The organism is Lentzea jiangxiensis, from assembly GCF_900104175.1.
GTDB lineage: Bacteria > Actinomycetota > Actinomycetes > Mycobacteriales > Pseudonocardiaceae > Lentzea > Lentzea jiangxiensis.
The window spans coordinates 151,388-170,529 of record NZ_FNIX01000004.1 but is presented as its reverse complement, the minus strand read 5'-3'; the positions used below and the strand labels follow the sequence as shown (position 1 = coordinate 170,529).

Here is a 19,142-nt window from a genome sequence, read left to right as displayed (position 1 = left end):
CCGTCAATCCTGCCCCATCCCGGTGAACCTCACCCGGAAGATGGTCGGCCAGTTCTTGCCTGTGACCAGGAACTCGTCGGTTCCGGGGACGTGCGCGATGCCGTTGAGGACGTCCACGTCACCGGGCGGTTTGAGCGAGGAGAGGTCGTAGGCGCCGGTCACCTGACCGGTGGACGGGTCGATGCGGACGACCTCGTCGGTCTTCCAGACGTTCGCCCAGACCTCGCCGCCGACGCACTCCAGCTCGTTGAGCTGGGACAGCGGCTTGCCGCCCCGCGTGACCTGCACGCCTCCGGTCTCCCGGAACGTCTTCGGGTCGCGGAAGGTCAGCTCGGCCGTGCCGTCGCTCATCACCAGCCGCTGCCCGTCGTCGCAGATGCCCCAGCCCTCGCCCTCGTAGCTCACGCGGCGCAGCTCGTCCAGCGTCCCGCGGTCCCGTTCGATCGCGACGCCGTTGCGCCACGTGATCTGCCAGATGGTGTCGCCGACGACGGTGATGCCCTCGCCGAAGAAGTCAGGCGGCAGGTCGACCTTTTTTTGGACGTTGCCGCTCGACGGGTCGAGCGCGCGCATCGTCGACTGGCCCTCGAGTCCGGTGCCCTCGTAGAGGACGCCGTCGACGAGTTCCAACCCCTGGGTGAACGCCGAGGTGTCGTGCGGAATCTTTTGCAGGACTTCTACCTGCGGCTTTGTTTCCGGAGGCGTCGAGCAGGCGGCCAGGACCGCGACGATGACCAGCCAGACGGGTGAGCGCACGCAACGCAGGGTGGCACGAGTTTTCGTCCCGGCGAAGTCCTGCGGCACAATTCAGCTCGTGAACGCCACGCAACTGCTCGCCGACGCCGTTGACATCGCCCGTGCCGCAGCGCAGGACGAAGCCGGGTTGGACCGCGTCGGTGCTCATGTGGGGGTGTCCGCCGAGGACGAGTACTCGGTGACGCACCTCTTCGAAGCCGAACACGCGGGATACCGCGGCTGGACCTGGGCCGTGACCGTCGCCTACGCGGGCGAGGGCACGCCGGTGTCGGTCAGCGAGGTCGTGCTGCTGCCCGGCGAGGACGCCCTGGTCGCCCCGGAGTGGGTGCCGTGGAGCGACCGGGTCCGCGCCGGCGACCTCGGTGTCGGCGACCTGATGCCGCCCCGCGAGGACGACCCGCGCCTGGTCGAGGCGTACGTGCAGTCCGACGACCCCGCGGTCGAGGAGGTGGCGCTGGAGATCGGCCTCGGCCGCGCCCGCGTCCTGTCCCGCGAGGGCCGTCTGGAAGCCGCGGAGCGCTGGGCGACGTCGGACTTCGGCCCGCGTTCCGACATGGCCCGCAGCGCCCCCGCGCACTGCGGCACCTGCGGCTTCTACACCCGCGTGGCCGGTGCGTTCGGCGCGGCGTTCGGCGTGTGCGCGAACGAGATCGCGCCCGCGGACGGCCACGTCGTGCACGTCGAGTACGGCTGCGGCGCGCACTCGCAGGTCGAGGTCGACATCAGCCCGATGGTGCCGGTCGCCGACCTGGTCTACGACGACGCGCAGCTCGACGTTCTGGACGTCTCGGAGTGACGGACCCGTTCGGCACCGAGGCCCTGCGCACCTCGGTCCTCGCGGCGTGGCGCGGTTCGCCCACCCGGTTCCGCGAGGACGCGAACGCCGAGGAAGACCTCCGCCTGGGCGGCTACCGCGACCGGCTGCTGGTCGAGCTCGCCCAGAACGCCGCCGACGCGGCCGGCGCCGAGCCCGGTGTGCTGCGGATCACCCTCGTCGACGGGGAGCTGCGCGCGGCGAACACGGGCGCGCCCCTGACCGCCGCGGGCGTCGCCGCCCTGGCGTCGCTGCGGGCGTCCGCGAAGGAGTCCGGGGTCGGTCAGTTCGGTGTCGGCTTCGCGGCCGTGCTGGCCGTCTCCGACGCACCGCGCGTGGTGTCGACGTCCGGTGGCGTCGAGTTCTCCGCCGACCGGACCCGTGCCGAGGTGCCGGAGCTGGCCTCCGAACGCGGCGGCGACGTGCCGGTGCTGCGCCTGGTGTGGCCCTGCGCCGAGGAGGTGCCCTCCGGTTTCACGACCGAGGTCCGCCTGCCGCTGAAGGTCGACCTCTCCCTGGACGACCTCGCCGCCGAGGTCCCCGACCTCCTGCTCGCGCTGCCGGGCCTGCGCCGGGTCGAGATCGGCTCCCGGTCGTGGGAGCGCTTCGTCACCGCGGACGGCGTGGTCACCGTCGGCTCGGCGCGCTGGCTGGTCGAGCGCACCGTCGGCGAACTGCCCGACGAGCTGGTCGTCGGCGTCGAACACCGTCCGCAGTGGACCGTCTCGTGGGCGTACCCGCTGGACGAGCCGCTGGGCGAGGACGTGCTGCACGCGCCGACCCCGACCGACGAGCGCCTGTCGCTGCCGGCCCGCCTGATCGCCACGCTGCCGGTCGAGCCCTCGCGCCGCCGCATCCTGCCCGGCCCGGCCGCGTGGTCGGTGCTCGACGCCGCCGCGGCCGCCTACCCGGCCCTCGTCGCCCGCGTGCCCGCCGTCGAGCGGACCTCCCTGGTGCCGCTGCCCGGCTTCCCGCTGTCCGAAGTGGACGACCGCCTGCGCACCGCCGTGCTGCGCTCGCTGCGCGCCTCCGCCTGGCTGCCGCTCGCTTCCGGCGAGTGGATCGAGCCGGCCAGGGCCCGCGTCCTCGACGTCGGCTCCGAGGAACTGGTCGACCTCGTCGAGGACGCGCTGCCGGGCTTGCTCGACGCCGAGCTGTCGGCTCCCGCGCACGCGAAGGCGTTGGCGGCTCTGGAAGTTCCGCGCGTGTCGACGGCCGAGGTCGTCGCGGCGCTCGCCGGCGTGTCCGGCGACCCCGGCTGGTGGCGTGACGTCTACGCCGCTTTCGAGCCGCTGGCCGAGGTGGACCCGGACGTCCGCGAGGCGCTGGCGTCGCTGCCCGTGCCGCTGGCCGACGGTCGTGTGGTCACCGGGCCGCGCACGACCCTGATCGCCGACGAGCCGCTGCCCGGCCTGCGCGTCGTGCACCCGGACGCGGTGCACCCGTTGCTCGTGCGGCTGGGCGCGGTCGAGGCCGGGGCCTCCGAACTGCTCGCCGATCCCTCGCTGCGCGAGAACGTGGCCCGGTCCGTGGAGGACGCCGAGGCCGGGCTCGACGGCGCCGATCTCGCCGAGACCGTGCTGCGGCTGGTCGACCTGGCCGGCGTGCGAGCCGGTGAGGAGCCCTGGCTCGGCGCCCTGGCGCTGCCGGACGCCTCCGGCGAGTGGCACCGGGCCGACGAGCTGCTGCTGCCGGACTCCGCGCTGGTCGGGGTCCTGGAGCCGGACGCGTTCCCGCTGCTGTCCAAGGAGGTCGCCGAGGCCTACCCGCGGTCCGCGCTGGTCGCGATCGGCGTGGTGGACGGGTTTTCGCTGGTGGTCGACGACGAGCCGTCGGGACCCGACCACGACCTGGCCGACGAGTCCGCCTGGTGGTCCTCCTCCGTCGACGAGCCCCGGCGGGTCGTGGCCGTCCGGGACCTGGACCTGGTCACCGACTGGCCCGCCGCGCTGAGGGTGCTGGCCGCCGACCCGGTCACCTGGCGGGCCGTCACCGAGCCGGACGGGTACACGGGCTGGTGGATCGCCCGCTACGCGTCCCTGGCCGGGCTGCCGCCGCGCTCCTTCCGGCTGCCCGATGCCTCGTTGCTGGACGGGCTGTTCGACGTCGTGCCCGATGTCGAGCTGCCGGAGCACGTCCTGCGGGCCGCCGGCGTCCGGTCGTCGTTGGAGATCGTCGACGACGACGACGCCGAGTTCGTGCTCGACCGGCTCGGCGACGCAGAGCGCGCCATCGCCGACGCTGTCGTGCTGCGGGCCTACGCGGCACTGCCCGAGGGGGATTTCGCCCCGCCCGAGCGGGTTCGCGTGCTGAGCGGCGAGGTCGTGGCCGCGGACGACGTCGTGGTGCTCGACCACCCCTGGTTGCTGGGAGTCGTCCCCGCGTCCCGGGTGTTGCTGGCCGACGGGTCCGAGGAACTGGCGGACCTGCTGGACCTGGCGCTGGCGTCGGAGGAGTTCGACGGATCGCCGGACCACGTCGGGTCGGTGGTCGCCTGGGCCGATCTCGGAGCCGTCCGGATGGCCTGCGAGCTGCTCGAGGTCGCGCTGCCCGACGGTGTCGTGGTGGTGCACGACTCGTTGTTCGTGGACGGGCAGCGGGTCGAGTGGTGGATGGCTGACGGGGTCCCCCACGCCGCCGACACGCCTGAGGGGCTGGCTCGGGCCCTCGCCTGGGTTTGCGGGCGGTGGGCGGATCGGCACACGTTCGCGGCTTTGATCGGTGATCCGACCGCTGCGACGCTGCTGGGGTGACCGTCGGGTCCGGTTGCTGTCAGACCCTCTGAGCAGGTTGTGTCGCGAGGGGTCCCGAGAGTGGGGGACGACTGCGTGAGCTTGCGTCGGCGTGCGTGTCGGCGTGGGTGCAGCGAGAGCTGTGGCGCGACTCGTGATGGGACCCCACCGCCGGGAGCGTCTGCTCAGGACGGCTCGCTTTCGGCATCGCGTGCGGGGCGGTTTGCCCTCGGCATCGCACTAGGTCAGGCGGCGTTGCGCGCGGCTAGCCGGGTAACTCCGCCCGTTCCTGCGGCGCCGACCCCGCCTCGGCCTGCTTCCTGCGGCGCAGGCGGGGTTTCGCGATGTCTCCGCGCCTCATCAGGATGATCCACGCGGTGATCGTCACGACCATCGACACCGCTCCGCCGATGATGATCGGGGCTCGGCCGTTGATCTCGCCCAGCCAGCCCATCAGCGGGCCGCCCACCGGGTTGCCGCCCAGGAAGACCAGCATGTAGATGCCCATGACCCGGCCGCGCATCTCCGGTTCCACCGCCAGCTGGATGGTGGCGTTGGCGGTCGTGGTGAACGTCATCATCGCCACGCCCACCGGGATCATCATCAGGCCCGTGAGCAGCATTGTCGGCATCAGGCCGGAGATGATCTCCAGCAGGCCGAAGACGATGCCGGAGCCGATGAAGACGGTCATGCGCGGTGTCTTGCGGCGTGCTGCCAGCGCTGCGCCGGCGAGGGTGCCCACGGCGATCAGCGTGGAGAGGAGGCCGTAGGCGTCCGCGTCGCCGCCGAAGACGTTGCGGGCCACGATCGCGAGGGTCATGTAGAAGTTCATGCCGAAGGTGGCGATGAAGAACACCAGCAGCATGACGGTCAGCAGGTCCGGGCGGCTTCGTACGTAGCGCAGGCCGGAGAGCAGCTGGCCCTTTTCGCGCGGTACCGGGTCCGAGCGCAGCAGCTGGGACGTGCGCATCAGCCAGATGCCGCCCACCACGCCGACGAAGCTGATGGCGTTGGCCAGGAAGACCCAGCCGGTGCCGATGGCCACGATGGTCACGCCCGCGATGGCCGGGCCGATGATGCGGGCCAGGTTGAACATCATCGAGTTGATCGCGACGGCGTTGGTCAGGGAGTCGCGGCCGACCATCTCGACGACGAACGACTGGCGCACCGGGGTTTCCACCGCCGAGAACGCGCCCAGCAGCAGGCAGAGCAGGTAGACGTGCCACAGCTCCACGACGCCGGTGACGTCCAGCAGGCCGAGGGCCAGGGCGCAGAGGCCCAGGGCCGATTCCAGCCACAGCAGGAGTTTGCGCTTGTCCATGCGGTCGGCGAGGACGCCGCCCCACATCGAGAGCAGCAGGACCGGGAGGAACTGGAGCGAGGCGGCGATGCCCAGGGCCATGGGGGAGCCGTTGGAGAGCTCCAGGACGAGCCAGTCCTGGGCCACGCGCTGCATCCAGACACCGACGAGCGAGATGATCTGACCGGAGGCGTAGAGGCGGTAGTTGTGAATGCCCAACGATCCGAACATCCGGGTAGGGCGAGGTGGCGAACTGTCCGCTCCACCACCCGCGTAACCCGACACGTCCTTACTGCCCCGCCATCCTGTCGATGATTTCGGCGGCCCGCGCGAGCAGTTCCCGCTCTTCCGGGTCCAGCTCGGCCAGCCTCTTGTCCAGCCACGCTTCGCGCGCCGTGATCTCGTCCTGCAGGTACGACGAGCCTTCGCCGGTCAGCTCGACGATCGCTTGACGGCCGTCGGTGGGGTGCGGGCTCCTCGTCGCGAAGCCGAACTCCTCCAAGGCTGCTATCACGCGCGTCATGGACGGCGGTTGCACGCCTTCCTTCGCCGCCAGTTCGCCGGGGGTCAGGGGGCCGCACTTGTGCAGTGTGGACAGCGCTGACACCTGCGTGAGCGACACCGCCGAGTTGGTGCGCTGTGCTCGCAGGCGGCGGTTGAGGCGAACGACGGCAAGCCTCAGCCTGCTCGCCAGTCCGTGCTGATCGGGCGCCACGTAGTTAGCATACCTCACGAAATAGTTTCCTGCCGAAAGGTCAGGCCAGCAGGCCCTGGATCGGTCCCAGCGAGAAGTAGACGACGAAAGCGGCCGCCACGACCCACATCAGCGCGTGGACTTCGCGGGCCTTGCCGGTCAGGGCCTTGAGCAGCACGTAGCTGACGAAGCCCGCGCCGATGCCGTTCGCGATCGAGTAGGTGAACGGCATGACCACGATCGTCAGGAACGCGGGCAGGGCGATGGTGAAGTCCGTGAAGTCGATCTCGCGGATCTGCATCATCATCAGCGCGCCGACGATCACCAGTGCGGGGGCGGCGGCCTCGATCGGGACGACCTCGTAGAGCGGGGTGAAGAACATCGCCAGCAGGAACAGGACGCCCGTCACGACGTTGGCGAGGCCCGTCCTCGCGCCCTCGGCGATGCCGGAGGCCGACTCGATGTAGACGGTGTTGGACGAGCTGGAGGCCGCGCCGCCCGCGACGGCGCCCAGGCCGTCGACGAACAGGGCCTTGCTCACGTCGGGGAGCTGGCCGTCCTCCTTGATCAGGTCCGCTTCCTTGCCGAGGCCGGTCATGGTGCCGACGGTGTCGAAGAAGTCGGTGAGCACCAGCGTGAAGACGATCAGCGCCGCGGCCAGGGCCGGGAGCCTCGTCCAGGCGCCGAACGACACGTCGCCGAGCAGCGAGAGGTCCGGGACGCCGAAGACCTGGTCGGGGAGCGCGGGGTAGCCGAGGTTCCAGCCCTTGGCGTTGACGCCGGCGGACGGGCCCGCCTTCACGATCGCCTCCAGGACGATCGCGAAGATCGCCGTGGCGACGATGCCGATGAGGATCGCGCCCTTGACCCTGCGCGCGAACAGCACGCCGGTGACGACGAGTCCGACGACGAAGACGAGGGTCGGCCAGCTCGCGATCGAGCCGTTGATGCCGAGGCCGACCGGCACGGTGGTGTTGGCGGCGTCGGGCAGGCGGCGGACGAAACCGGCGTCGACCAGGCCGATGAACGTGATGAAGAGGCCGATGCCGACGGCGATCGCCGCCTTCAGCTCGTTCGGCACGGCGTTGAACACCGCGGTCCGCACGCCCGTGACGACCAGCAGCAGCACGACGAGGCCGTTGACCAGGACGAGGCCCATCGCCTCCGGCCAGGAGACCTTGGCCGCCACGGAGACCGCGACGAACGAGTTGATGCCGAGCCCGGTGGCCAGCGCGAACGGGTAGTTCGCGATCAGTCCGAAGAGGATGGTCATCACGCCGGCGACCAGCGCCGTCACGGCGGCGACCTGACCGACCGGGAGGATGTTGCCGAGCACGTCCGGGTGCGCTCCGGGGCCCGTCGGCGCGAAGCTGCCGATGATCAGCGGGTTCAGCACGACGATGTAGGCCATCGTGAAGAAGGTCACGACACCGCCGCGGACTTCGCGCGCCACGGTCGACCCGCGCTCGGAAATCTTGAAGAACCCGTCCAGCATCTGGTCTCCTAACGATGTGTCCGAACGCGACTCCACCCTGCCGCACCCGCCGCCGTTGCCGCACAGGCTGGCAGACCCCGTGCCGGTGGTGCTGGGCGGAACCGCGCTGTGGTTCCTCGGGTTCCTGGTCGTCCTGGTCGTCGACCGCTCGAACAGCACGCTGCTCTGGACAACGCTGTCCGGCGGTCTGCTCGGGATCATCGGGTACGGAGTCTTCTACTGGCAACGTCGCGCGGCGAGGCGAGGGTCACGCACCGCCCAGCAGGGTCTCGACGGCGCGTAGCCGCACATGATCCTGGCAACCGACTGGGTCCGGCTCCTGATCGTCTGCGTCGTCTTCACGACGGCCGCGTGCGCGATCGCCTGGTTCACCGGTCTCACCAAGCCCCAGCCGTTCCTCAAGGCCGCCGTCAGGGCCGTGCTGCAGCTGGCGGCCGTCTCCGCGGTGATCACCGTCGTCCTCGCGCACCTGAGCCTGACCGGGGTGTTCCTCGTCGTCATGGCGGTGGTGGCGACGGCGACGTCGGCCCGCCGCACCAGGACCGGCCGCCGGGGTGTCTGGGTGGCGGCGGCGATCCTCGTCGGCACCGTTCCCGCGCTCGGGCTGCTCGTCGCGATCGGGCTGCTGCCGGTCGAGGGCATCGCGCTGATCCCGGTCGGCGGCATCCTGATCGGCGGCGCCATGACCGCCACGACGCTGTCGGCGCGCCGGGCCCTCGACGCCCTCCGGGAGCGGCACGGCGAGTACGAGGCGGCGCTCGCGCTGGGCTTCCTGGAGTCCACGGCGGTGCGCCTGGTCGTCCGGCAGCCCGCCGCCGAGGCGCTCGTGCCGCCGCTCGACCAGACCAGGACCGTCGGCCTGGTCACCCTCCCGGGCGCGTTCGTCGGGATGCTGCTGGGCGGGGCGCCCGTCTGGCAGGCCGGCGCCCTGCAGATCGTGGTGCTCTTGGCGTTGCTGGCCGTCGAAGCCGCCGCCGTCTCGACCGTCGTCGAACTGATCGCGAGAGGGCTGATCAGGAGGCCTTCCCAAGAAGGCGAAGTTAGGCTAACCTAAGTCTCGTCGCTTCGTGGTGGGAGCGTCAGTCAGTTCGGGAACGGACGAGGCCCCCGCTCTGGGCAGAGCGGGGGCCTCGTCGTGTGCGGCAGGGGGCTTGTCGGAGACAAGGCCGGTTAACCAGTTGTGGAGACCCGTACGGTCGTAAGCGTGTCCGTGCTGACAGCAAGAAGCGTTTCGCTGTCGTTCGGTCCGAGGACCGTGATCTCGGAGGTCGATTTCAATGTTTCGCCTGGTGACCGCGTCGGTCTGATCGCGCCCAACGGCGTCGGCAAGTCCACGTTGCTCCGTCTGCTCTCCGGTGAGCTGCGACCCGAGTCCGGGTCCGTCTCGGCCACCGGGACCGTCGCGCACCTGACGCAGGAAACCCTCCACGTCGGTGGGGAGTCGTTGCGCGACCACCTCGCCCGCCGCACGGGCGTCGCGGAGGCCGAGCAGCGGCTGCAACGCGAAGCCGGGGCGTTGGCCGTCGGCGGGGGTGAGGACTACCCGGACGCGCTCGACCACTGGACCGCCATCGGTGCCGGTGACTTCGACGAACGCGCGAACGCCGTCTGCGATCGCCTCGGGCTGCCCGCGGACCTCCTCGACGGCCGCGCGCCCGACGAGCTGTCCGGTGGCCAGCAGGCCCGGCTCCGGCTCGCCGCGGTGCTGCTGACGCGCGCGGAGGTGCTGCTGCTCGACGAACCGACCAACGACCTCGACACCGACGGTCTCGACCTGCTGGAGTCCCACGTGCGGGGCTACCAGGGGGCGATCGTGCTGGTCAGCCACGACCGGGAGTTCCTGGCGCGCACCACGACCGCGATCGCCGAGCTCGACGAGTTCTCGCACCGCCTCACCGTGTTCGGCGGCGGCTGGGACGCCTACGTCGAGGAGAAGGCGAACGCGGAACGGCGTGCGCAGGAGGAGTACGACTCCTACGCGGCCAAGCGCGACTCGTTGGTGCAGCGCGGCCGGCAGGTCAGGGAGTGGTCGAGGCAGGGCGTGCAGCGGGCCACGAACGCGAAGGCGCGCAGGGACGAACCGGACAAGAACGTCCGCGCCGGCCGGACGCGGTCGGCCGAGAACCTCGCGGCGAAGTCGTCCCTCGTGGACCGTCGGCTGGCGAGGCTCGAGGAGGTCGAGGAGCCGCGCGAGGCGTGGCGGCTGCGGCTCACCCTGCCGTCGGCCGGGCGGGGCAGCTCCACCGCGTTCACGTTGCGGCAGGCGGTCGTCCGCCGTGGCGACGTGACGCTCGGGCCGGTCGACCTCACGATCGGCGCGGGCGAGCGGTGGCGGATCACCGGGCCGAACGGGTCGGGCAAGTCGACTTTGCTCGGCGCGCTGCTCGGCCGGATCCCGCTGCTCTCCGGCGACCGCTCGATCGGGCCCGGCGTGGTGGTCGGGGAGGTCGACCAGCTCAGGAGCGAGTTCGCGAGCGACTCCCCGGCGTTGCGGATCGTGGCGGACGCGACCGGGCTGCCGGACGTCGAGGTGCGCACGTTGCTCGCGAAGTTCCGGCTCGGCGCGGACGCCGTGCTGAGACCGGCTCGGGAGCTCTCCCCGGGCGAACGCACCCGCGCCGGCTTGGCGTTGCTGCAAGCCCGCGGCACGACCTGCTTGGTGCTCGACGAACCGACGAACCACCTCGACCTGCCGGCGATCGAGCAGCTGGAACAGGCGCTCGACACGTACGGGGGAACGTTGCTGCTGGTCACGCACGACCGGCGGCTGGCTTCGGCCGTGCGGGTGGATCACGAGACCGACGTCCGCGACCTTCTCACGTTTCCTCGTGTGAAGGGTGGAAGATATGAGTCATGACCACCGAGGAGGACTGGCCGGTCGAACAGACCTGGTCGATGCGCAACACCCACTGGCACGCCTACGTGGAGCACACGTCGCTCGACCACGCCTCCCCTCGGCAGGTTCGGCTCGAACGCACCCCCGAGGAAGTGCTGACGTCGCCGGCCGAGGTCGCCGCGTGGCTGGAGGTCAACCTCCGCAGCGCGACCAGGCCGGAGGAGACCGGCAAGAAGCGCGTGAAGGACGAGCGCGACTTCACGGACTCGAACCGGGTGCACGCCTCGCTGGCGTCACGCGGTGAGTCGATCTACACGGGGGTGAAGGGCGAGCTCACGCTGGCCGTCGAGGCCGTGACCCCGGACGAGTGCCGCACCTCCCACGACGGCGCGGACGTGGCGCCCCTGAAGGCTGGACGCCGCCGCTAGGTTCGGTCCCCTGGGAGTTTCTTGGGGGAGCTGTGACACGTCTTCTGCCGAACCTCGGCGCGCTGCTGCTGGTCGCGGTGCTCGTCGGCGCGGTGGTCTGGTTGAGGCCCGACCCTCCGCCGCCCGCGCCGGCACCGGTGCGGGACGTCGTCCTGCAGTACGCCGACGGGTCCGAGCTGTGGAACAGCGGCGAGGGGCGGCCGAGATCGCACCTGGAACGCCGGGTGCTCGCGGAACTCGCCGACCTGGGGCTGTCCCTCGACCAGCTCCGCGCCGCCGGTGGCGTGGTGCGGACGACCGTGGACGCGAAGGCCCAGACGATGGCCGCCGCGGTGGTCGGCAGGCTGGTCGCGGTGGAGCGGGGTGATCGGGCCGCGTCGGTGACCGCCGTGGAACCGGCTTCCGGTGGTGTGCGGGTCTACCTGGGGCTGAGCCGGGCCTCCGACCCCGGCGGTGAACCGGCGGAGCTGACACCGGAGGTCGTCCGCCCGTTCACCGACGCGGGCGCGCCGGAGGTGGTGCGGACGATGATGAGCCCGCTGGAGGTGACGGCGGCGTACGCGGCCCTCGCCGGTGGTGGCGTCCGGCAGCAGCCCCACTTCGTCACCACGGTCACGGGCGCGGACGGCTCACAGCTCTACCGCAGGACCGGCACCCCCGAGGTCGTCGTCGACCGGCAGGTGGCGGAGCGGGTCACCGCGCAGCTCAAGGAGGAACCCGGCTGCGGCGGGACTTCCTGCGTGACCGGCGCCCACCCGTGGACGGTCGGCTACACGCCGCAGCTCGCGGTGGCGGTGTTCGTGGACCAGACGACCGGCACGGACCTCACGAGGGTGGTCTGGCAGGAGTTCCTCGCCTCGCTGTGAGGCCGGAGTCCGGGGACGGGACCGGCGGCGCCGTTGACGCCGATCTGCCCGGGAGTCGCGTGCTTCCTAGCCCACGTGCCACGTGTGCACGGGCTCGCCCGCGTGCATCAGCTCCATGTACCGCTTGAGCATGCCGGACAGCGCCGCGTCCCTCGACAGACCGCGTGCTTCCAGCAGCGCGACGGTTTCCCGCTGCCACGACGATCCCGTGCGCCGCGCGAGGCAGCGCTGCTCGATCACGCCGAGGTAGCGTTCCCGCGCCTCGTCGGAGACACCGCAGTCGCGCAGGCCCTCGTGCGCCATCGGCAGGAGCCGGCGCAGCACCAGCTCGTCCGGCGGGATCCAGCCGATGCCCGGCCAGTACAGCTGGGCGTTCATGCCGTGCCGTGCGCCGGCGTAGAGGTTCTCCTCGGCCGCCTGGAACGACATCTGCGTCCACAGTGGACGCTCTTGGGAGGTGAGGGCGCGCTGAGCGCCGTAGAAGAAGGCCGCGTTGGCCATCGTGTCGAGCACCGTGGGACCCGCGGGCAGCACGCGGTTCTCCACGCGCAGGTGCGGAACGCCGTCGACGACGTCGTACACCGGGCGGTTCCAGCGCCAGATCGTGCCGTTGTGCAGGCGCAGCTCGGAAAGACGAGGCGCGCCACCGGCTTCGAGGGTCTCGATCGGGTCCTCGTCGTCGGTTTCGGGCAGCAGGCTGGGGAAGTAGCGCACGTTCTCCTCGAACAGGTCGAAGATCGACGTGATCCACCGTTCACCGAACCACACGCGCGGGCGGACGCCCTGGTTCTTGAGCTCGTCCGGACGGGTGTCGGTGGCCTGCTGGAACAACGGGATGCGCGTTTCGTGCCAGAGCGCCTTGCCCAGCAGGAAAGGCGAGTTCGCCGCGATCGCGACCTGCACGCCCGCCAGGCACTGCGCCGCGTTCCAGTGCGCGGCGAAGTGCGTCGGCTCGACCTGCAGGTGCAGCTGCACCGAGGTGCACGCCGCCTCCGGCAGGATGGACTCCGCGTAGCTCAGCAGCTTCTCGGGACCCTTGCCCGGCATCGCCGGGCCTTCCATGTGCAGCACCATCTCCTCGCCGCGGGCCTGGAAGATGGTGTCGTTGAGCAGCGCGTACCGCGGGGCCTCGGAGAGCCACCTGCGGTCGAAGTGCCGCTCCCGCAACGTGGGCAGCACGCCGATCATGGCGAGGTTCGCGCCCACGTCGTTGGCCTTGCAGTCGGCGTTGTCGAGCGACTGCCGCAGTTCCTCCTCCAGGCCGAGCATCTCCCCGCCGGCGAGCTCGCGCGGCGGGACGTTGATCTCCAGGTTCTGCTGGCCCAGCTCCAAGGTGTAGGAGGGATCGTCGATCTTCTCGAGGACCTCCGAGTTCGCCATCGCCGGACGCATCGCGTCGTCGACGAGGTTCAGCTCGATCTCGAGCCCCATCTGCCTGCGGGGAAAGGAAAACGTGTCTTCGGCCAGCATCGTGGCCAGTGCGTCGAGACTCCGCTGCATCTTCTCGCGGTAGCGCTGGCGGTCGTCTCTGGTGAAAGTGCGGCTGGACACTTCACTTCCCATGCCGCTACCCCTTCGCTCGGCGCCGGTGGGCGCGGGCCAGGCGGAACGCCCAACGTGACACAGCCGAATCCCCCTTTACATCGCCCAAAACGGTGCTCTCTGTCACGTCGATGTAACAACCAGCGATAATCCGCTGGTCGGGCGCGTGCGGTTCCGCCCTCCGGACTACCTCGCCTGTTCCACGTCGGCCCGGATGCGAAACTCCTCGCGTGGCGAAGGTGATCGAGATCAACGACCCGGGTGACCCCCGGCTGGACGACTTCCGCGACCTGTCGACGGCCGACCGCAGGCCGGACCGGCCGGGAGGCCGAGGTCTCGTCATCGCCGAGGGCGTCGTGGTCGTGGAACGCCTGCTGGCTTCGCCGTATCCCGTGCGCGGACTGCTCGGGGTGCGGCGGCGCATCGAGGCGCTCGACCTCTCCGACCTGGACGTTCCCGCCTACGTGACGTCGGCGGAGGTCATGGCGTCGGTCGTGGGGTTCCACCTGAACCGAGGTGTGCTGGCCGCGGCCGACCGCGCCCCGGCGGTCCCCCTGGAGGACCTGGCCGACCGCTCGACCCGCCTCGCCGTGCTCGAAGGCGTGGGCGACCACGAGAACCTGGGCTCGATCTTCCGCAACGCCGCGGCCCTCGGCGTCGACGGCGTCGTGCTGGGTCCTGGCTGCAGCGATCCGCTGTACCGGCGCAGCGTGCGCGTCTCGATGGGCCACGTGCTGCGCGTGCCGTTCGCTATCGCGGACGAGTGGCCTGCGGCGCTGAACATGTTGCGGCACAAGGGGTTCACAGTTGCCGCTCTGACGCCCCGACCCTCTGCGCCGCATCTCGCGGACGCGAACCTGCGAGGCCGCCGCGTCGCGGTCCTGCTGGGATCCGAGGGACCGGGCCTGACCGAGGAGGCGATCGAGGCGGCGGACGTCGCGGTGCGCATCCCGATGTCGTCCGGGGTGGACTCGCTCAACGTGGCCACCGCCGGGGCGGTGGCTTTCTACGCGCTGCTGTGAGGCCCGGGGTCAGAGCAGCGTCAGGACGAGCGCGAACCAGGCGACGAGGACCCCGGTCACCACGCCGTACGCGACCCAGCGCCACACCGGGACGTTGCGCCCCAGCCACACGCTCGGCGCGAGACCGCCGACCACCAGCACGTTCGCGACGAGCGCCAGCCACAGGCTCGTCTCACCCAGCCCGAGCGACAGCGACACGACGGTCACCGTGACGATCGCCGCCGTGATGACGGTGACCGTGAGCCCGGTACCCCAGGGCGTCGGCTCGGGCTCCTCCTCGACCAACGTCCGCACCGGCGACGGCTCGTCCGCCGCCTCCACCGCTTCGTGGGCTTCGGGAGCTTCGACGCTCACCAGTTCGCCGCTGACGGGGTCGGTGTAGCGGACCGGCGTGTTCATGACCGCCGCGATCCGACCGGCGAGCTGCTTGCCCCTGCGGGTGACGAGGGCACTGGCCACCCCGTCCGCCGGCGTCTCGGTGCGCACCACGGCGTCGGCGACCTTCGCCCACTCGTGCAACGCCTCGGCCAGGTCGGCGCCGAGCGGCAGGCTGTGCGGGTCGACCTCGCGCTCACCCTGGTGGTCGCCGGAGGGATCCTCTCCGGCGAGCACGGCGCGGCCGTCCCGGACTCGCAACTCCACTGGATCCTCCTCGGTTCGGAGCTTCGAGAGGAACCTATCGGACGTGGGGGAAGGGGAGAACGGATGTGGGGCTGGGGTTGTTCGGGGTCGGTCGGCTCGGATTGGTTCCGGATCCGCGTCGCTGCCCGCTCTTCGGCTGCCCCGCAGCCTTCGCGGCCACGCCTACCGTGCGGCGCCCGTGCCACCTGTCACCCGCGCCTGATGGCCGAGCCGCATCCGCCGCCCCGGCACCCGCGCGAGCCTCCAAGCGAGCAACTCCCGCACCCAGCCTGAGCCGCCACCCCGCCCCCAGGACCCGAAGCGGTAGGTCGCGTTCGCGCCAGATCCCCATTGGCGCGAACGCGACCTGCTGGCCTAGGCGAGCGAGTCGCGCCAGGCCGTGTGCAGGGCGGCGAACCGGCCCCGCTCACCGATCAGCTCCTCCGGGGAGCCGTCTTCCACCACAATGCCACCATCCAGCACCAACACGCGGTCGGCGATCAGGACCGTGGACAGGCGGTGGGCGATGATGAACGCCGTCCGGTCCGCCAGCACTGTTTCCAGGGCCGCCTGCACCGCGCGTTCGGTGGGCACGTCCAGGGATGATGTTGCCTCATCCAGGACCAGCACGGCGGGGTTCGCCAGGAACGCCCGCGCGAACGCGACCATCTGGCGTTGGCCCGCCGACAGGCGGCCGCCTCGTTTGCGGACGTCCGTGTCGTAGCCGTCGGGGAGGGCGGCGATGAACTCGTGCGCGCCCACTTCGGCGGCCGCTGCCTCGATTTCCGCTCGGGTCGCCGAAGGGCGGCCCAGGGCGATGTTGTCGGCCACGGAGCCGGAGAACAGGAAGTTCTCCTGCGTCACCATCACCAAGGCCTTGCGCAGGTCGGTGTCCGCCACCGAACGCAGGTCCGTGCCGTCGAGCTGGACGGAGCCGGCCGACGGGTCGTAGAAGCGCGCCACGAGTTTCGCGACCGTGGTCTTGCCCGCGCCGGTGGCGCCGACGAGGGCCACGGTCTGGCCCGCCGGGACGTCCAGCGAGAAGCGCGGGAGCACCAGCCTCGACGTGCCGGGGTACTGGAACTCCACGTCGGCGAAGCGGACGGCGCCCCGTGCGTGCGGCAGGACCGCCGGCGACTTCGGTTCCGGCACCGACGGTTCCTCCTCCAGCACGCCCGAGATCTTCTCCAGGGCGGCGGTGGCGGAGGAGTACGAGTTCGCGAACATCGCCAGCTCGTCGAACGGGTCGTAGAAGCGGCGCAGGTACAGGGTGAACGCGGCCAGCACGCCCAGTTCCATCACGCCGCCCGCGACGCGGTAGGCGCCCCAGGCGAGGATGACGGCCAGCGAGACGTTGCCGATGGCGCGGATCGTCGAGACGAACGTGGCCATCACGCTCAGGGCGTCGGTGTTCGCGTCGCGGAACTGGCCGTTGAAGCCCTTCATGATCTGCTCGTTGCGCGGCTGGCGGCGGAACGCCTGCACCGCGCGGATGCCGTTCATGGACTCCACGAACTGCACGATGATCTTGGCGATCGCGCCTCGCGTGCCCCGGTAGGCCTCCATCGAGCGGCGGCGGAACCAGCGCCACAGGAAGAACAGCGGGATGAAGCCCGCGATCACGACCGTGGCGAGCGGGGCGTCGAGCCAGATCAGGATCACCGCGATGCCGACGACCGACAGGGCCGCGTTGAACAGGCTGTCGAGGCCCTCCTCGAGCAGGTCCTGCAACGCGTCGACGTCGCTCGTCAGGCGCGAGATGACCTTGCCGGACGTGTACGACTCGTGGAAGCCGACCGACAGGCGCTGCGAGTGCCGGAAGATCCGGCCGCGCAGGTCCAGCAGCAGGTCCTGGCCGACGCGGCCGGAGACGCGCAGGAACGCCCAGCGCAGGAACGTCATCAGCAGCGCGGCGACCGTGTAGCCGGCGACGCACCAGACCAGGATCGACGCGTTGCCGCCCAGCGCGGCCGGGATGCCGCGGTCGATCGCCGCGGCGATCAGCAGCGGGCCGGCCAGGGCCGCCAGGTTGCCGCCGACCACCGCGGCGATCGCCAGCGACGTGCGGGCGACGTGCGGGCGCAGCAACGACCCCAGCAGCTTGCGGGAGCGGGCCTGCAGGCGCAGGCCCGTCGAGTGCGACAGCTCCTCGATCTCCTCGGCGGCGACGCCGCGCCACTCTTCCTCTTCAGCCGCAACGGGTGCAACGACTTCACTCACGACGCCACCTCCTCTTCGAGCAGATCTTCGTCCATGCTGGACAGAAGTCGCCGGTACTCCTCGTTGTGCTCCAACAGGTCGCGGTGCTCGCCGATTGCGGCGATCCTGCCGTCGGACAGCAGCGCGACCCTGTCGGCCAGCTGCACCGTCGACGAGCGGTGCGCCACGACCAGTGCCGTGGTGTCGCGCAGGACGCGGCGCAGCGCGGCCTCCACCTCGGCCTCGGTGTGCACGTCGAGCGCCGACAGCGGGTCGTCGAGCACCAGCACCGCCGGCTTGCCGACGACCGCGCGGGCCAGCGCCAGGCGTTGCCGCTGACCACCGGACAGCGACAGGCCCTGCTCACCGATCCGCGTCGCGAGACCCCACGGGAGCGCGTCGGCGAACTCCTCCGCCTTGGCCACCCGCAGCGCCTCGCGCACGGCGGCCTCGGAGACGTCCGGCACGCCCAGCCCCACGTTCTCGGTGACCGACGCGGAGAACAGGACCGGTTCCTCGAACGCCGTGCCGACGACGGTCCGCAGGTCCTCCAGCGACAGGTCGCGCACGTCGACGCCGTCGATCGTGATCCGCCCGCCGGTCACGTCCGCGAGCCTCGGCACCAGCGCGGTCAGCGTCGTCTTGCCGGAGCCCGTCGCGCCGACCAGCGCCACGGTCTCGCCGGGCCGCAGGTCGAGGTCGATGCCCGACAGCACCTCGCGACCGTCCTCGAACGCGAACCGCACGTCCTCGAAACGCACGTGCCCGCGCAGCGGCGTGGGCAGCGGCGCGGGCTTCGCGGGGCCGGTGATCGTCACGGGGGAGTCGATGACCTCCCAGTAGCGTTCCAGCGCCGACGCGGCCTGGTTCGTCTCCGCCAGCAGCCAGCCGATCGAGTCGACCGGCCACCGCAGGTACGCGCTCACCGCGACGGCCGCGACCAGCGTGCCGACCGTCATCCCGCCGTTCACGATGCCGATCGCGCCGACGCCGAGCATGCCCGCGATCGACAGCTCCGGCAGCACGATCAGCACCGACCACAGCGCGGCCAGGATCGAGATCTTGTTCAGCTCGGTGGTCCGCAGCTCACGGGCCTGCGCCAGGAACCGCTTCGAGAGCTCCGGACCGCGCCCGAACGCCTTGAGCACCCGGATGCCGAGCACCGACTCCTCGACCGTCGTGGTCAGGTCGCCCGCCTGGTCCTGCGCCCGGCGTGCCACGACCTTGAACTTCGCCTCGAAGAAGTACGAGATGACGACCAACGGCAGCGCGCCGCACAGCGACACGATCAGCAGCCACGGCGAGAGCGCCGCGATGATGCCGAGCCCGATCAGCACGACCAGGCTGTTCACGATCAGGAAGACGATCGCGAACGCGACGAACCGCCGCACGGTCGTGAGGTCGTTCGTCGCGCGCGAGAGCAGCTGACCGGACTGCCACCGGTCGTGGAACGCCACCGGCAGCCGCTGCAGGTGCTGGTAGAGGTCGAACCGCATGCGCGCCTCGACCTCGGCGGCGGGCCGGGCGACGACCTTGCGCCGGATGTAGAACAACATCGCCTCGCCGAGGCCTAGCAGCAGCACGCCCGCGATCAGCCACGGCAGCGGGCCGGTCTCCTTGTTCTGGATCGGACCGTCGACGATGCGCTGCGTGAGCAGCGGGATGCCGAGACCGCACAGCATCGCGAGCATCGTCGCCGACAGCACGACAGCCATCCGTGCGCGGTGCGGCCGCACGTACGGCCACAGCCTCCGCAAGGTCCTGATTGTCGAGTTACGTTGATCGCTCACGCGACGAGCCCCCTCCAGGTCCTCTCCAAACTACGAAGGAGGACCGG

The 19,142-nt window shown here is 71.0% G+C and carries 16 protein-coding genes; 8 read left to right on the top strand and 8 right to left on the bottom strand.

Features of this window, described 5'->3' with window-relative positions; translation table 11 throughout:
- Positions 1 to 3 precede the first annotated feature (3 nt).
- Entirely contained in the window at positions 4 to 756 is a 753-nt protein-coding gene (locus BLQ91_RS14760) for a glutaminyl-peptide cyclotransferase (protein ID WP_090097403.1), read from the bottom strand.
- Between the two features lie 58 nt (positions 757 to 814).
- Between BLQ91_RS14760 and BLQ91_RS14755 the strand changes: the two genes are divergently transcribed.
- Positions 815 to 1,552: a DUF3027 domain-containing protein gene (locus BLQ91_RS14755; RefSeq protein WP_245733427.1), complete on the top strand. Its 738-nt coding sequence runs from the start codon at positions 815 to 817 to the stop codon at positions 1,550 to 1,552.
- Positions 1,549 to 4,323 carry a sacsin N-terminal ATP-binding-like domain-containing protein gene (locus tag BLQ91_RS14750; RefSeq protein ID WP_090097401.1) on the top strand — a complete coding sequence of 925 codons (2,775 nt, stop codon included), beginning with the start codon at positions 1,549 to 1,551 and terminating at the stop codon, positions 4,321 to 4,323. Before BLQ91_RS14755 ends, BLQ91_RS14750 begins: the two co-directional genes overlap by 4 nt.
- Positions 4,324 to 4,567: 244 nt before the next feature.
- On the opposite strand, the gene BLQ91_RS14745 is transcribed toward BLQ91_RS14750, so the two are convergent.
- The 3 genes from BLQ91_RS14745 to BLQ91_RS14735 are packed head-to-tail and all read right to left on the bottom strand — an operon-like array spanning position 4,568 to position 7,791.
- Positions 4,568 to 5,833, bottom strand: a complete 1,266-nt coding sequence (locus BLQ91_RS14745) for an MFS transporter (protein ID WP_090097400.1) — start codon at positions 5,831 to 5,833, stop codon at positions 4,568 to 4,570.
- Positions 5,834 to 5,891: 58 nt separating this feature from the next.
- On the bottom strand, positions 5,892 to 6,317 hold the full coding sequence (locus BLQ91_RS14740; protein ID WP_090097399.1) for a MarR family winged helix-turn-helix transcriptional regulator: 426 nt from the start codon (positions 6,315 to 6,317) through the stop codon (positions 5,892 to 5,894).
- 40 nt (positions 6,318 to 6,357) lie between these two features.
- Positions 6,358 to 7,791 (bottom strand): NCS2 family permease, encoded by a 1,434-nt coding sequence (locus BLQ91_RS14735; protein WP_090097398.1) that lies wholly within the window; start codon positions 7,789 to 7,791, stop codon positions 6,358 to 6,360.
- 16 nt (positions 7,792 to 7,807) lie between these two features.
- Here BLQ91_RS14735 and BLQ91_RS14730 point away from each other — a divergent pair, with 16 nt between their 5' ends.
- From BLQ91_RS14730 to BLQ91_RS14710, 5 genes are all read left to right on the top strand, one after another.
- Positions 7,808 to 8,074: a DUF2530 domain-containing protein gene (locus BLQ91_RS14730; protein WP_176959752.1), complete on the top strand. Its 267-nt coding sequence runs from the start codon at positions 7,808 to 7,810 to the stop codon at positions 8,072 to 8,074.
- 6 nt (positions 8,075 to 8,080) lie between these two features.
- The gene (locus BLQ91_RS14725) at positions 8,081 to 8,845 is read left to right on the top strand and encodes an ABC transporter permease (protein WP_090097397.1); all 765 of its coding nucleotides are present in this window, start codon (positions 8,081 to 8,083) and stop codon (positions 8,843 to 8,845) included.
- 150 nt (positions 8,846 to 8,995) lie between these two features.
- Positions 8,996 to 10,648, top strand: a complete 1,653-nt coding sequence (locus tag BLQ91_RS14720) for an ABC-F family ATP-binding cassette domain-containing protein (protein WP_090097396.1) — start codon at positions 8,996 to 8,998, stop codon at positions 10,646 to 10,648.
- Positions 10,645 to 11,055: a hypothetical protein gene (locus BLQ91_RS14715; RefSeq protein ID WP_030480709.1), complete on the top strand. Its 411-nt coding sequence runs from the start codon at positions 10,645 to 10,647 to the stop codon at positions 11,053 to 11,055. Before BLQ91_RS14720 ends, BLQ91_RS14715 begins: the two co-directional genes overlap by 4 nt.
- Positions 11,056 to 11,087: 32 nt before the next feature.
- Positions 11,088 to 11,921: a penicillin-binding transpeptidase domain-containing protein gene (locus BLQ91_RS14710; RefSeq protein WP_090097395.1), complete on the top strand. Its 834-nt coding sequence runs from the start codon at positions 11,088 to 11,090 to the stop codon at positions 11,919 to 11,921.
- Between the two features lie 66 nt (positions 11,922 to 11,987).
- On the opposite strand, the gene BLQ91_RS14705 is transcribed toward BLQ91_RS14710, so the two are convergent.
- Positions 11,988 to 13,484: a glutamate-cysteine ligase family protein gene (locus tag BLQ91_RS14705; RefSeq protein ID WP_090097394.1), complete on the bottom strand. Its 1,497-nt coding sequence runs from the start codon at positions 13,482 to 13,484 to the stop codon at positions 11,988 to 11,990.
- A gap of 209 nt (positions 13,485 to 13,693) precedes the next feature.
- Between BLQ91_RS14705 and BLQ91_RS14700 the strand changes: the two genes are divergently transcribed.
- The gene (locus BLQ91_RS14700) at positions 13,694 to 14,485 is read left to right on the top strand and encodes a TrmH family RNA methyltransferase (protein WP_090097393.1); all 792 of its coding nucleotides are present in this window, start codon (positions 13,694 to 13,696) and stop codon (positions 14,483 to 14,485) included.
- Between the two features lie 9 nt (positions 14,486 to 14,494).
- Here the strand turns inward: BLQ91_RS14700 and BLQ91_RS14695 are convergent, their stop codons facing one another.
- The 3 genes from BLQ91_RS14695 to BLQ91_RS14685 all read right to left on the bottom strand — a co-directional run bounded on the left by BLQ91_RS14695 (position 14,495) and on the right by BLQ91_RS14685 (position 19,062).
- The gene (locus tag BLQ91_RS14695) at positions 14,495 to 15,127 is read right to left on the bottom strand and encodes a DUF2537 domain-containing protein (protein WP_090097392.1); all 633 of its coding nucleotides are present in this window, start codon (positions 15,125 to 15,127) and stop codon (positions 14,495 to 14,497) included.
- Between the two features lie 354 nt (positions 15,128 to 15,481).
- Positions 15,482 to 17,326 (bottom strand): ABC transporter ATP-binding protein, encoded by a 1,845-nt coding sequence (locus tag BLQ91_RS14690; RefSeq protein WP_090097391.1) that lies wholly within the window; start codon positions 17,324 to 17,326, stop codon positions 15,482 to 15,484.
- On the bottom strand, positions 17,323 to 19,062 hold the full coding sequence (locus tag BLQ91_RS14685; RefSeq protein WP_245733426.1) for an ABC transporter ATP-binding protein: 1,740 nt from the start codon (positions 19,060 to 19,062) through the stop codon (positions 17,323 to 17,325). Before BLQ91_RS14685 ends, BLQ91_RS14690 begins: the two co-directional genes overlap by 4 nt.
- Positions 19,063 to 19,142 lie beyond the last annotated feature (80 nt).

Bases quoted from the DNA above. Each gene is read 5' to 3' on its own strand.
- BLQ91_RS14745 (WP_090097400.1), bottom strand. From the start codon at position 5,833: ATGTTCGGATCGTTGGGCATTCACAACTACCGCCTCTACGCCTCCGGT.
- BLQ91_RS14735 (WP_090097398.1), bottom strand. From the start codon at position 7,791: ATGCTGGACGGGTTCTTCAAGATTTCCGAGCGCGGGTCGACCGTGGCG.
- BLQ91_RS14725 (WP_090097397.1), top strand. From the start codon at position 8,081: ATGATCCTGGCAACCGACTGGGTCCGGCTCCTGATCGTCTGCGTCGTC.
- BLQ91_RS14715 (WP_030480709.1), top strand. From the start codon at position 10,645: ATGACCACCGAGGAGGACTGGCCGGTCGAACAGACCTGGTCGATGCGC.
- BLQ91_RS14705 (WP_090097394.1), bottom strand. From the start codon at position 13,484: ATGGGAAGTGAAGTGTCCAGCCGCACTTTCACCAGAGACGACCGCCAG.